Source organism: Bradyrhizobium sp. AZCC 1588 (assembly GCF_036924735.1).
In the GTDB taxonomy this organism is placed as follows: domain Bacteria; phylum Pseudomonadota; class Alphaproteobacteria; order Rhizobiales; family Xanthobacteraceae; genus Bradyrhizobium.
Genome location: NZ_JAZHSC010000001.1, coordinates 3,830,756 through 3,843,077 on the forward strand (window position 1 = coordinate 3,830,756; position 12,322 = coordinate 3,843,077).

At 63.1% G+C, this 12,322-nt stretch carries 16 protein-coding genes; 7 read left to right on the forward strand and 9 right to left on the reverse strand.

Translation table 11 applies throughout. The features are described from left to right. Window positions 1-121: 121 nt before the first annotated feature. The 4 genes from thrC to V1277_RS17985 all read left to right on the forward strand — a co-directional run bounded on the left by thrC (window position 122) and on the right by V1277_RS17985 (window position 4,175). Window positions 122-1,540, forward strand: a complete 1,419-nt coding sequence (gene thrC, locus V1277_RS17970; protein WP_334417471.1) for a threonine synthase — start codon at window positions 122-124, stop codon at window positions 1,538-1,540. After that, window positions 1,537-2,826: a M16 family metallopeptidase gene (locus V1277_RS17975; RefSeq protein WP_334370749.1), complete on the forward strand. Its 1,290-nt coding sequence runs from the start codon at window positions 1,537-1,539 to the stop codon at window positions 2,824-2,826. Before thrC ends, V1277_RS17975 begins: the two co-directional genes overlap by 4 nt. A gap of 22 nt (window positions 2,827-2,848) precedes the next feature. Next, the gene (locus V1277_RS17980) at window positions 2,849-3,436 is read left to right on the forward strand and encodes a GNAT family N-acetyltransferase (protein WP_213285587.1); all 588 of its coding nucleotides are present in this window, start codon (window positions 2,849-2,851) and stop codon (window positions 3,434-3,436) included. A gap of 100 nt (window positions 3,437-3,536) precedes the next feature. Continuing rightward, entirely contained in the window at window positions 3,537-4,175 is a 639-nt protein-coding gene (locus V1277_RS17985) for a hypothetical protein (protein WP_334370747.1), read from the forward strand. A 52-nt stretch (window positions 4,176-4,227) separates the two neighbouring features. Here the strand turns inward: V1277_RS17985 and V1277_RS17990 are convergent, their stop codons facing one another. The 5 genes from V1277_RS17990 to V1277_RS18010 all read right to left on the reverse strand — a co-directional run bounded on the left by V1277_RS17990 (window position 4,228) and on the right by V1277_RS18010 (window position 6,821). Next, complete coding sequence (locus V1277_RS17990; protein WP_334417472.1) at window positions 4,228-4,713, reverse strand: F0F1 ATP synthase subunit B family protein; 486 nt, start codon at window positions 4,711-4,713, stop codon at window positions 4,228-4,230. 4 nt (window positions 4,714-4,717) lie between these two features. Further along, complete coding sequence (locus V1277_RS17995) at window positions 4,718-5,281, reverse strand: F0F1 ATP synthase subunit B family protein (protein WP_334417473.1); 564 nt, start codon at window positions 5,279-5,281, stop codon at window positions 4,718-4,720. A 56-nt stretch (window positions 5,282-5,337) separates the two neighbouring features. Continuing rightward, entirely contained in the window at window positions 5,338-5,568 is a 231-nt protein-coding gene (locus V1277_RS18000) for a F0F1 ATP synthase subunit C (protein ID WP_016847054.1), read from the reverse strand. 56 nt (window positions 5,569-5,624) lie between these two features. Next, on the reverse strand, window positions 5,625-6,380 hold the full coding sequence (locus tag V1277_RS18005; protein ID WP_334417474.1) for a F0F1 ATP synthase subunit A: 756 nt from the start codon (window positions 6,378-6,380) through the stop codon (window positions 5,625-5,627). A 69-nt stretch (window positions 6,381-6,449) separates the two neighbouring features. Further along, entirely contained in the window at window positions 6,450-6,821 is a 372-nt protein-coding gene (locus tag V1277_RS18010) for an AtpZ/AtpI family protein (protein ID WP_334370742.1), read from the reverse strand. Window positions 6,822-7,096: 275 nt separating this feature from the next. Between V1277_RS18010 and V1277_RS18015 the strand changes: the two genes are divergently transcribed. The 3 genes from V1277_RS18015 (at window position 7,097) to V1277_RS18025 (ending at window position 8,916) form a co-directional block, all read left to right on the forward strand. Further along, complete coding sequence (locus V1277_RS18015) at window positions 7,097-7,720, forward strand: 2-hydroxychromene-2-carboxylate isomerase (RefSeq protein WP_334417475.1); 624 nt, start codon at window positions 7,097-7,099, stop codon at window positions 7,718-7,720. A 64-nt stretch (window positions 7,721-7,784) separates the two neighbouring features. Beyond that, window positions 7,785-8,324: a hypothetical protein gene (locus tag V1277_RS18020; RefSeq protein ID WP_334417476.1), complete on the forward strand. Its 540-nt coding sequence runs from the start codon at window positions 7,785-7,787 to the stop codon at window positions 8,322-8,324. Window positions 8,325-8,442: 118 nt separating this feature from the next. Next, complete coding sequence (locus V1277_RS18025; RefSeq protein WP_334417477.1) at window positions 8,443-8,916, forward strand: secondary thiamine-phosphate synthase enzyme YjbQ; 474 nt, start codon at window positions 8,443-8,445, stop codon at window positions 8,914-8,916. A gap of 40 nt (window positions 8,917-8,956) precedes the next feature. On the opposite strand, the gene V1277_RS18030 is transcribed toward V1277_RS18025, so the two are convergent. The 4 genes from V1277_RS18030 to V1277_RS18045 form a co-directional block, all read right to left on the reverse strand. Continuing rightward, the gene (locus V1277_RS18030) at window positions 8,957-9,481 is read right to left on the reverse strand and encodes a hypothetical protein (RefSeq protein ID WP_334417478.1); all 525 of its coding nucleotides are present in this window, start codon (window positions 9,479-9,481) and stop codon (window positions 8,957-8,959) included. Between the two features lie 41 nt (window positions 9,482-9,522). Beyond that, window positions 9,523-9,846 (reverse strand): hypothetical protein, encoded by a 324-nt coding sequence (locus V1277_RS18035; protein WP_334370737.1) that lies wholly within the window; start codon window positions 9,844-9,846, stop codon window positions 9,523-9,525. Next, on the reverse strand, window positions 9,843-10,163 hold the full coding sequence (locus V1277_RS18040; protein ID WP_334417479.1) for a hypothetical protein: 321 nt from the start codon (window positions 10,161-10,163) through the stop codon (window positions 9,843-9,845). The genes V1277_RS18035 and V1277_RS18040 overlap by 4 nt, the downstream gene beginning before the upstream one ends. Before the next feature lie 171 nt (window positions 10,164-10,334). Next, window positions 10,335-12,311, reverse strand: coding sequence for a sodium:solute symporter family protein (locus V1277_RS18045; protein WP_334417480.1), 1,977 nt, complete (start codon window positions 12,309-12,311; stop codon window positions 10,335-10,337). Between the last annotated feature and the right edge of the window lie 11 nt (window positions 12,312-12,322).

Below are 12,322 nucleotides of genomic sequence, written 5' to 3' on the forward strand. Positions count from 1 at the left end.
CGAGCCATTTCCCCTTCGCCGCAAAACCCATTATGGTGCGCCCTCGCTTCGCGCTTGGCGAAATCTAATTCATGACTAATATCAAAGGCTTGGCATAAGGCTTGCGCCTTTGGAGGGTGGTTTGACGCGCTATATTTCGACGCGGGGGGAAGCCCCCGTCCTGGGTTTCTGCGATGTGATGCTGACCGGGCTCGCCCGCGACGGCGGCCTCTACGTGCCCGAGGTCTGGCCGCAATTATCGAGCGAGACCATCGCCTCCTTCTTCGGCCGGCCCTATTGGGAAGTTGCCGTTGACGTCATCAAGCCGTTTGCCGCGGGCGAAATTTCCGACGCCGATGTCGGCCGCATGGCGAATGAGGCTTATGCGACGTTCCGCCATCCCGCGGTGGTGCCGCTGAACCAGGTCAGTCCCCATCAATTCGTGCTGGAGCTGTTCCACGGCCCGACGCTGGCGTTCAAGGACGTCGCCATGCAGTTGATCTCGCGGCTGATGGATCACGTGCTGGCCAAGCGCAATCAGCGCACCACCATCGTGGTCGCGACCTCAGGCGATACCGGCGGCGCCGCGGTCGATGCGTTCGCCAATCTCGACAATGTCGACCTGGTCGTGCTGTTCCCGAACGGGCGTATCTCCGACGTGCAGCGGCGAATGATGACGACGACGGGCGCGTCCAACGTGCATGCGCTGGCGATCGAGGGCACCTTCGACGACTGCCAGGCACTCGTGAAGGCGATGTTCAACCATCACGGCTTTCGCGATGCGGTCTCGCTGTCCGGCGTCAATTCGATCAACTGGGCGCGGATCGTCGCGCAGGTGGTGTATTACTTCACGTCGGCGGTGGCGCTCGGCGCGCCCGCGCGTACCGTGGACTTCACTGTGCCAACGGGAAATTTCGGCGACATCTTTGCGGGCTACGTGGCGAAGAGGATGGGCCTGCCGGTGCGCTGGCTGCGAATCGCCTCCAACGTCAACGACATCCTGCCGCGCACGCTCAAGACCGGCATCTATGAAGTCCGCGAGGTTCATGCCTCGGCGTCACCGTCGATGGACATCCAGGTTTCCTCGAATTTCGAACGGCTGTTGTTCGAGGCGAGCCGCCGCGACGCCGACGGTGTCCGCCGGCTGATGGCCTCGCTAAAACAGTCCGGCCGTTTCGTGCTGCCGGATGCCATGCTGGCGGCGATCCGCGAGGAGTTCGACGCCGGCCGCGCCGACGAGACCGAGACGTCGGCCGCGATCCGCGCCGCCTGGCGCGAGGCCGGGGACCTCGTCGATCCCCATACGGCGGTGGCGCTGGCGGTGGCCGATCGCGATACCTCGGATTCGAAGATCCCCAACATCGTGCTGTCGACGGCGCATCCGGCCAAGTTCCCTGACGCGGTGGAAGCTGCGTGCGGCGTGCGGCCGCAACTGCCGGCCTGGCTCGACGGCCTCATGACCAAATCCGAACACATCACGGTGATGAAAAACGATTCAGCCGAGGTGGAGCGATTCGTGCGCTCGGTCAGCCGCGCCGCGAAGCAGGGAGTTGCCGGATGAGCGTTGATATCACCAAGCTGCCATCCGGCCTGACCGTCGTCACCGACACCATGCCGCATCTGGAAACGGCGGCGCTCGGCGTCTGGGCCGGCGTCGGCGGCCGCGACGAAAAGTCGAACGAGCACGGCATCTCGCATCTCCTGGAACACATGGCCTTCAAGGGCACGACGCGGCGCTCCTCACGCGAGATCGTGGAAGAAATCGAGGCGGTCGGCGGCGACCTCAATGCCGGGACCTCGACCGAGACCACGGCCTATTACGCGCGGGTGATGAAGGCCGACGTGCCGCTCGCGCTCGACGTGCTCTCCGACATCCTCACCAATCCGTCCTTCGTGCCGGACGAACTCGAGCGGGAGAAGAGCGTCATCGTGCAGGAGATCGGCGCGGCGCAGGATACGCCCGACGATGTCGTGTTCGAGCACCTCAATGAGCTCTGCTTTCCAGACCAGCCGATGGGCCGGTCGCTGCTCGGCACCGCGAAGACGCTGAAGAATTTCGATCGCGACATGTTGCGCGGCTATCTGGCGACGCATTACCGCGGCCCCGACATGGTGGTCGCGGCCGCCGGCGCGGTCGACCACAAGCGCGTGGTGGAGGAAGCGGCGCAGAGATTTGCCAGCTTCGACGCCACGCCGGCGCCGAAGCCGCAACCGGCGATGTTCGGCGAGGGCGGCTCCCGCGTGGTACACCGCGACCTCGAACAGGCGCATTTGACGCTGGCGCTCGAAGGCGTACCGCAGACCGACCTGTCGCTGTTCTCGCTGCAGGTCTTCACCAACACGCTGGGCGGCGGGATGTCGTCGCGGCTGTTCCAGGAAGTGCGCGAAAAGCGCGGCCTGTGCTATTCGATCTACACCTTCCACGCACCCTATACCGACACCGGGTTCTTCGGCCTCTACACCGGCACCGATCCCGGCGACGCCCCCGAGATGATGGAGGTCATCGTCGACGTCATCAACGACTCCGTAGAAACCCTGACCGAAGCCGAGATCGCTCGCGCCAAGGCGCAGATGAAGGCGGGGCTGTTGATGGCGCTGGAAAGCTGCTCGTCCCGGGCCGAACAGCTTGCGCGGCACGTGCTGGCCTATGGACGGCCGCTGACGGTGGAGGAGCTGGTCGCCAGGATCGATGCGGTCTCCATCGAATCGGCCCGCAACGCGGCGCACGCGCTATTGTCCCGCAGCCGGCCGGCGGTTGTCGCGCTTGGCAGCGGAAGGGGTCTGGACACGGCGGTGTCTTTTGCGGAAGGATTGACGCGGTCGAAGGCGAAAACCCTTCTACATTGAGGTAGGGCGGGGGAGAGTGGGCATGGCCCTGTTTCGTTTGCCAACCAGCGGACCGGCTGCGCTCGTACCGCGTGGCCATGGCCTCCTGCTGCGAGCTCCCCAGATGGCGGACTTCCCGCAATGGGCGCAATTGCGCGAACAAAGCCGGACCTATCTGACGCCATGGGAGCCGATCTGGCCATCGGACGATCTGACCCGCGCGGGGTTCCGCCGCCGGCTGCGCCGCTACGCCGAGGATATCGCCGCCGACCGCTCCTATCCCTTCATCATCTTCCGTGAGCGTGATGGCGCCATGATTGGCGGCATCACGCTCGCCAATGTCCGCCGCGGCATCGTGCAGGCCGGGACCATCGGATATTGGGTCGGCGAGCCTCACGCCTGCCGCGGCTACATGACCGCGGCGCTGCGGGTGCTGCTGCCGACGCTGTTCGGTGAGCTCAATCTGCACCGCATCGAGGCGGCCTGCATTCCCTCCAATACGCCGTCGATCCGGGTGCTGGAGAAGTGCGGCTTCACCCGCGAGGGGTTGGCGCGGCGCTATCTCTGCATCAACGGCATCTGGCAGGACCATCTGCTGTTCGGCCTGCTGCATGAGGATTTCCGCGGCTGAACCGTTGATTTCTAAGCCTTTTGGGTGCCTTGGGTTCGCCGCCATTGGGCTGCTATAACGCCGCGGGAATAGACGATGATGGGGATGGCAGGGACGTCGCATGGGTGACAATCGTTTGCTCAGGGTAGCGATCGCGGCTGCGGTCGCGGGCGGGCTGGCTTGTACGATGGCCACGCCGGCATCGGCGCAATCGCTGACCGATCGTTTCAAGAGCCTGTTCGGGGGAAAATCGGACGAGCCGGCCACAGACGCGCCTGCCGCGCCGGTACCACAGGACACCGGCGACCTGACCTGTCCGCCGGTCACAGTCAGGTCAGGCGCTTCCACCTACGCCGTCGCCGCCCCCGGCAAGCAGCCAGTCGGCAACGACCTGCGGTTCCAGGCAACGATCAGCAAGATGGCCCGCGAATGCAGCGTCAATGGCGGCGTGATCACGGCGCGGATCGGCATTCAGGGCCGCGTCATCGCGGGTCCCGCCGGCGCGCCGGCTTCGGTCCAGGTCCCTATACGTGTCGCGGTGGTGCACGGCGGCGTATCTGAGAAGACCATCGCCACCAAGGCCTACCAGACCACGGTCAACATGACCGAAAGCGGCAGCGAGCCGTTCACGCTGGTGGCCGAAGATCTCACCTATCCGGTGCCCCCGGGCGCCGCCGGCGACAGCTACATCTTCTACATCGGGTTCGACCCGCAGGCCCTGAAGCCCGAGCGCCCGGCGCCGAAAAAGAAGAGGCAATAAAAAAGCCGGCGCGATCGTCTCGCGCCGGCTTTTGATTGATGGTGGAAAGCGCTCAGTTCAGCTTGGCGCGAACCTCGGCAATGCCCTTGGCGAGCAAGTCGTCGGCAACCGAGCCCTTGACCGACTGCGACAGGATGGTCGAGGCGGCTTCGACCGCAGCGTTGGCGGCGGCGGCGCGGACGTCGGCCAGCGCCTGGGCTTCGGCAAGCGCAATCTTGCTCTCGGCGGTCTTGGTGCGGCGGGTGACGAAGTCTTCCATCTTGGCCTTGGCTTCGGTCGCGATGCGCTCGGCTTCGGCCTTGGCGTTGTCGACGATCTCCTCGGCCTCGCGCTCGGCGCTGGCGCGGCGGGTCTGGTACTCGCCGAGCAGCTTGGCGGCCTCCTCTTTCAGACGGCGGGCGTCGTCAAGTTCGGCCTTGATGCGTTCGCTACGATGATCGAGCGCCGTCAGCACCGTCTTGTGGATGCCGAGATAGGCAAACAGCACCATCAGGATGACGAAGGCGATCGCGACCCAGGTTTCCGGTTCGGTGAACATCGGTCTATCCCTTCAACGATGCATCGACGGCTTTGCTCACCGCCTTGCTGTCGGGCAGCACGCCGGTGAGGCGCTGGACGATCGCGCCGGCTGCATCCGCTGCGATGCCGCGGACGTTGCTCATCGCGGCTTCCCGTGTCGCCGCGATCTGCTTCTCGGCGGCGGCAAGCTTGGCGGTGAGCTGGTCTTCCAGCGTCTTGCGTTCGGCTTCCGCGGCCGCGTTCAGCTTCTCGCGGGTCTCGCTGCCGATGGCCTGGGCGCGGGTGCGAGCGGAAGCGAGTTCGGTCTCATACGCTTTCAGCGCTGCGTCCGACTCGTCTTTCAGCTTCTGCGCCGCCGCCAGATCGCCCTCGATTGCGTTCTGACGTGCGTCGATCACGCTTTCGACGCGCGGCAGCGCAAAGCGGGACACGATCACATAGAGCGCGACGAACGCGATGGCGAGCGACACCAGTTGCGAAGCAAACGTGCTCGACTCGAACGGAGGAAATCCTCCGCCGTGTCCGCCGTCGGCTTCGGTATGGGCGCCGGTGCCCTTGGCCGGGGTACCAGGACTTTTTTCAGCCACGGGGGTCTCCTGTTGCTGTCAGCGCGCCGCCCGGAGGCGGCGCGAGTGGGTGCAGCTCAGAGCGGAACGAACAGCAAGAGCAGCGCGATCAGCAGCGAGAAAATGCCGAGCGCTTCGGTCACGGCGAAGCCGAAAATCAGGTTGCCGAACTGGCCCTGGGCCGCCGAAGGATTGCGCACGGCAGCAGCGAGGTAGTTGCCGAAGATGATGCCCACGCCGACGCCCGCGCCGCCCATGCCGATGCATGCGATGCCCGCGCCGATAAGTTTAGCTGCTGCCGGTTCCATTTCTATAGCTCCTTGAGGGGTAAGACAAAGGTGTGGGTGGGAATTCCCCGGACCGCTTAGTGTCCCGGATGAATGGCGTCGTTGAGATAGATGCAGGTCAGGATCGCGAACACGTAGGCCTGCAGGAACGCGACCAGGAGTTCGAGCGCGGTCAGCGCTACCGTGAGCGCCAACGGCAGCATGCCGCCGACCCAGCCGAGCGCGCCGAGCGACACGCCGAGCATCGCGACGAAGCCCGCGAACACCTTCAGCGCGATGTGGCCCGCCAGCATGTTGGCGAACAGACGTACGCTGTGGGAGACCGGCCGCAGGAAGAACGACAGGATTTCGATGAACATGACCAGCGGCAGGATGTAGATCGGCACGCCGGAGGGCACGAAAATCTTGAAGAACTTGAAGCCGTTCTTGTAGAGCCCGTAGATCAGGACGGTGAAGAAAACCAGGAGGGCCAGCGCCGCGGTGACGATGATGTGGCTCGAAACCGTGAACGTGTAGGGGATGATGCCGATCAGGTTCGAGATGCAGATGAACATGAACAGCGAGAAGATCAGCGGGAAGAACTTCATGCCTTCCGAGCCGGCGGTAGAGCGGATCGTCGAGGCGACGAACTCGTAGGAGATTTCCGCGATCGACTGCAGCCGCCCGGGAACCAGTTGCCGTCCCGCCATGCCGCCGATCATCAGCAGCGAGATCACCGCTACCGAGAGGAACATGTAGAGCGAGGAGTTGGTAAAGGCGATCGTTTGGTTGCCGATATGGCCGATCGTGAAGAGGGGTTCGATATTGAACTGGTGGATCGGGTCGATTTTCATCCGCGCGGCTCTTTATCCACCGGCCTGGCCGGCAATCGAATTTCAAATGTCGTGACTTCCCGTCGATGCTCAGCGCCTGCGGGAAGCTACGCCTGCAGATCTCACCACGTTGACCACACCGGCGACGAAGCCGAGCAGCAAAAACACGATGAAACCGAACGGCGACGTCGACAACAAACGGTCGAACCCCCAGCCAATCGCCGCCCCGACGACAACGCCCGCAACCAACTCCGAGGAAAGCCGGAAACCCAGCGCCATCGCAGATGCTCTGGCAGCCCTGTCTCCGCTTTCAGTTCCGGGTTGATCAGTCTTGAGTTTCCGGCTGTCACGAATTTCGGACAACCGTTGATCCAGACTTCCGAGCCTTGCGGAAAGCGCAGCTTCGTCGGAAGACGGCTGATCGCGATTCCCACTTGCGTTGTCGTTCTTGTCTTCGGCCATGCCCAAGACTCTAAACGATGCCAACGGTTGATGGAAATTACGCCCGTCACCCTTGAAAGCCGCGCGGACCATACTTACCGCGTCTAATCAAGTCAAGATTACGCCGTAACCAGCTAGTGCTTTGATTTTTCTGGAATTATTCGAATGTCGTCTGCGGCCCTGTGGACCCGCGATCGCAGTGCAGCAGTATTGCCACAGGGATCGATCTTGCGCGGATTTGGGCGGTCTGCTGGGATACCCTAAGCGAAGCGAAAATCCCCGTCCCTGGAGCCCGCATGCCGCGTCAGGTCGATTACTATTTCTCGATCCAATCGCCATGGGCCTATATCGGCCATCAGCCCTTTCGTGACCTGGTAAGTACCTACGATCTCAAGGTTAATCACAAGCCGGTGGTGCTGGTCGATCTGTTCTCGGAGACCGGCGGCTTGCCCTTGATGAAGCGCCATCCGGTGCGGCAGCGCTATCGGATGGTCGAACTGCAGCGCTGGCGCGACAAGCGCGGATTGAAATTCCACCTGCAGCCGCCGAACTGGCCATTCAATGCGCGCCTGGCCGATGGCGTCGTGATTGCGGCGCTGGAGGCCGGCCTCGACCCCGACCGATATCTGCGACGGGCCTTTGCCGGCGTCTGGGAAGAGCAGCTCAACCTCGCCGATCCCGCAACGATTGCGAAACTCGCCGATGAATCGGGGCTGCCCGGCAAGCAACTGGTGGAGCGATCAGGCTCGGAAGAAATTAGCGCAGCCTATGAGCAGAACCGGCAGGACGCGCTCTCGGCTGACGTGTTCGGTTCGCCGGTCTACGTGCTGGATGGCGAGGTGTTTTGGGGGCAGGACCGCATCGAATTGCTCGGAGACGCGTTGAAGTCCGGCCGCGCGCCCTATAACTCGGTAGTGTAAGGGCGCCTTGAAAGCGCCCCGACGGTCGAGGAAACCGGTACTGTCCTGAGGCGGGAGCAAGCCCATGAGCAGAGCGAAATCGTCCTCGAAATTGCCCGGCGTCACTGTGCTGGCCCTTTGTCTCGCCGGCGCCGGTCAGGCGCTTGCAGGTCCGATGCCGGAGACCGAGAACGGCCGCTACACGCTGTCGCCGGCAGGCGATGGCGTGCTTCGCCTGGATACCCGAACCGGCGCAGTTTCGACCTGCAACAATTCGGGTGCGGGCTGGGCCTGCTATGCCGTACCTGACGAGCGCGCGGCGATGGACGCGGAAATCGGCCGTCAGCAAGCCGACATTGTCCGGCTGCAGGCCGAGAATGAGCGGCTCAAGGCGGAGCTCGCCTCGCGCGAACCGACCGTGAGCGGCAAGACCGAGGAGCCGCTGCCGAAATCGGATTCGCTGAAGAAGAGCGAGCCGAAGGTTGCCGAGGGCGAGCGCAAGATCGAAATCCCGCTGCCGAGCGACCGCGACATGGATCGCATGATGTCGTTCCTGGAGCGGGCCTGGCAGCGATTGATCGAGATCGCCAACCGGCTGCAGCGGGACGTCAGCGGCAAGATTTAACGGCCGCTGAATTTGTAGGGTGGGCAAAGCGAAGCGTGCCCACCATCATTATCGATGCAAGAACTGGTGGGCACGGCGCGAAGAGCGCCTTTGCTCCACCCTACGAAGATCGCCCTTGATGACCGCACCCAAATCCCTTTCCCGCACTGCCCCATCCACGGTCAGCGCCACCACCATCGTGTCCTCGCTCTTGACCGTGCAAACGCGAGGCGCGGGCTTCACCGACCTCACGGCTGAAGTCGCAAAATTCGTCCGTGACGCACATGCGCGCGAGGGCGCGGTGACGCTGTTCATCCGTCACACCTCGGCGTCGCTGACCATCCAGGAAAATGCCGATCCGACCGTGCTGGTCGACCTGACCACCGCACTGAACCGGCTTGCGCCCGAAAACGCCGGCTGGCGTCATGACACCGAGGGGCCGGATGACATGCCGGCACACATCAAGACCATGTTGACAGCGACCTCGCTGCACATCCCGGTTTTGCAGGGCGCACTCGCGCTGGGTACCTGGCAGGCGATCTATCTGGTCGAGCATCGCGCCCGGCCGCACCGGCGCGAGATCGTGCTGCAGTTTGGCGGCAGCGTGGATTGAAACCGAGTGGACCCGGGCTGCTGCGCGGCTTTTGTCTTATCTAAAGTCCCATCGCCGAGAACAACAGCGCAGCGGTCCACATCACAATGGAGATGAGGGCGGTCCAGCGCGCGCACAGCAAATACGTCTCCCGCAGGAGCGTCGAAATCATCTTCTGCGCGACTGCTGGGGGCGGGCGGCTTTCCCTGCGCAGATAGAGCCACATCTCGGTCCGGCGATGGTCCTTGGTTCTGGCTTCGCGCGCCTTCAGGACAAGGACGAGCGTCATCGCCATGGTCAGAAACCCTCCGGCCTGAAAGGCGGCCCGCGGAATGAACGACAGGGCGATCATGACGCAGAAGATCGCAAGCGACGCAAAGCCGCATGCGCGCAGCACCGTTTGATAGGCAAGACGGCGCATCTCTTCCATGCCGGCGCTACTCCGTCGTTCGCAAGCAAGCGGTTCAGCGTAGCGGCTGAGCCTCCCGCCCTCAACCTCGGCTAGAGCCTTTTCGGTTCTGCTTGAATCAGAACCGGGCTCCAGGTTTTGTTTTGACGCGTTTTCTTGGCGCGAACCGGTGTTCACCCCCGGATCAAGTCCGGGGCAGGCTTTCGCTGGGAAACGCTCTAGAGGCCGATCTGGAGAAAATTGCCCACGGCGGGCAGCGTCAGGAGCGCCGTCCCGGCAAGCCAGATCCAGAGCGACACGTGGTTGGATTCCGAGGCGCCGGTAACCCGCTCGTAGATGGCCGCGGGAATTCCGCCCAGGATGACGGTTGCGGTCGAAACCATCAGCGACGCGAACATCAAGGTCAGCGACAGGTTCCCGAACAGCAGCGGACCGGCCAGCGGCTTGACGTACAGCAGCGCGAAAATCAACCAGAGCTGGTTGAATATGCCGTTGATCATTCCGAAGAACGCGATGCCAATGAAATAGAAATTGCGGTTCATGACGCCGCTCCGCCGATGCGGGGGGCGAGGTCGAGCAGCAGCAGCGTGTAGTGAAACGCGACACGCAGCCAGAACAACCAGACAAAGCCGAACAGCCACAGCAAGACCGGAGCGGCGATCTTCGGACTGACCAGCGAGACGACGGTGACCACGGGATCGGTGACCCGGCAGAAAAATCGCCAGATGTAGTTCGGCGAATCCGCATCGACCATCAGGCCGAGCAGGACACGGCCGAGCATGGTGTACATCAGCGCCGCGAGAGCGAAATTCGGCAGGTGAAAATACCAGTAAGCGGCCAGCGAACTTGAAGTACCCAAAGTCGGACTCTCCTGGTCTGCTCGAGCAATCGACGAACGGCGATATTGTGATGCGACGGCGGGCAACAATGGCAAGCGGCGGTTCTCCCCGCAAGCCGGGTCAGTCACGGTCTTGCCAAAACAAAACGGGGCCTTGTGAGGCCCCGTTTGCCGAAATGTGTAGCAGCGCTGCTAGGTCGTCTTCTCTTCGAGCACCGTCCTGCCTCGCGGCTTCCGGATGTCGTCGACATAGGCCTGCATTTCCGCCGACGGCTCCTTGTCGAGCTTGCTGACGATATAGATGACAGCGAAGCCGAGCGGAGCGCCCAACAAGCCGCAGGCGATGTTGGTCAGGTTGAACCAGCCGACCTTGTTGGCCAGCGGGTGCGCGAGCGTCGGGAAGCTTTCCATGGCGTTTGGCAACGCCATGGCCTTGGCGATATCGACCAGCGGCGCTCCCGTGGCCGGGTTGAGCAGCGACGTCATGCCGAAATACTTGACGCCTGCGCCCGGGAAATATCGCGATACCACGAGATAGAACAGGCACAGTCCAAACCCGGCAATGATGCCGCAGATTGCGCCTTTCGCCGTCGTGCGCTTCCACCACACTCCCATCACAAGTGCCGGGAAATTGCCGGCCATCGCCAGTGAGAATGCCCAGCCGACCATGGCCAGGATGTCCCCCGGCTTGGTGGCAGCCGTCGCAGCCGCGACCACGGCGACGATCAGCAGCAGGACGCGGGCGACGATCAGCCGGCGCGCCGTCGGCGCGTTGGGGTCGACCATCTTGTAGTAGACGTCGTGCGACAGCGCGTTTGCGATGGCGAGCAGCAGCCCGTCAGCGGTCGACAACGCTGCGGCGAGACCGCCAGCGGCCACGAGGCCCGAGATCACATAGGGAAGTCCCGCGATCTCCGGCGTGGAGAGCACGATCACGTCCGTGTTGATGACGAAGTCCTGCAGCCGGACCACGCCGGGATGATCGGCAATGGCCTTGCACGCGGCAATGATCGCATCGATGCTGCTTGCGTTCTTGCCGCAGATCTGGATCAGCCCGAGTTCACCCCAGTTGAACAACCACGGGCGGATGGCCGACAGATCCCGTCCGATGATGTTGGTGTAGACTTCCAGCTTGGAGAACGCCGCATAGGCCGGCGCCGAGAAGTACAGCAGGAAGATGAACAGCAACGACCAGGCGACCGACTGACGTGCCTCACGCACCGAGGGGGTGGTGAAGTAGCGCATCAGGATGTGCGGCAACGAAGCCGTGCCGACCATCATGCACATGATGATCGCGAAGAAGTTGAGCGGGGTGTAGTTGATGAAGGGCTGAATGTGCGGCTTCAGCGCTGCGGCGGTCGTCAGACCGGTCGCCAGCATTTGCTGCTCGCGCGCGGTGATGTCAACGATCGCCTGTCCATATGTGAGCTCCGGAATCGGGAAGCCGTAGTTCTTGGTGGACAGGATCACGATCGGCGTCAGATAGGCGATGATCAGCACGATGTACTGGGCCACCTGGGTCCAGGTCACCGCCCGCATACCGCCCAGCATCGAGCAGACCAGAATGCCGACAAGTCCGGCAAAGACGGCGATTTCGAACTGCATGCCGAGGAAGCGCGAGGCAATCAGGCCGGTGCCGTAGATCTGCGCGGTCACGTAGGTGAAGGAGCAGGCAACCAGCACGATCACGCCGAGACCGCGGGCAAAGTTGCCGCCGTAACGGAATGCCAGGAAGTCGGGCACGGTATAGGCGCCGAACTTGCGCAGGTACGGTCCGATCAGAATCGACACCAGCACGAAGCCGCCGGTCCATCCGAGCACCCACGCCAGGCCGTCATAGCCGAGCAGGAACAAGGTGCCGGCCATGCCGACGAAGGAAGCCGCCGACATCCAGTCGGCGCCGGTCGCCATGCCGTTGTAGAATGCGGGCACGCTGCGGCCGGCGACGTAATATTCGGAGACCTGCGCCGTTCGCGAGAGAATGCCGATGATGGCATAGACTGCGAGAGTAAAGAACACGAAGAGGTAGCCCAGGATCTTGTTAGGGACCCCGACCTGTTCGAGCACCGCGAGCAAAATTACGAAGGCGAGAAAGCCTCCGGTGTAAATGCCGTAGACCCGGCCCAGGTTGTTGAGGAAGTCCGTTCCGCCTGCAGATTTCGTAGCCATGGTCGATCCCC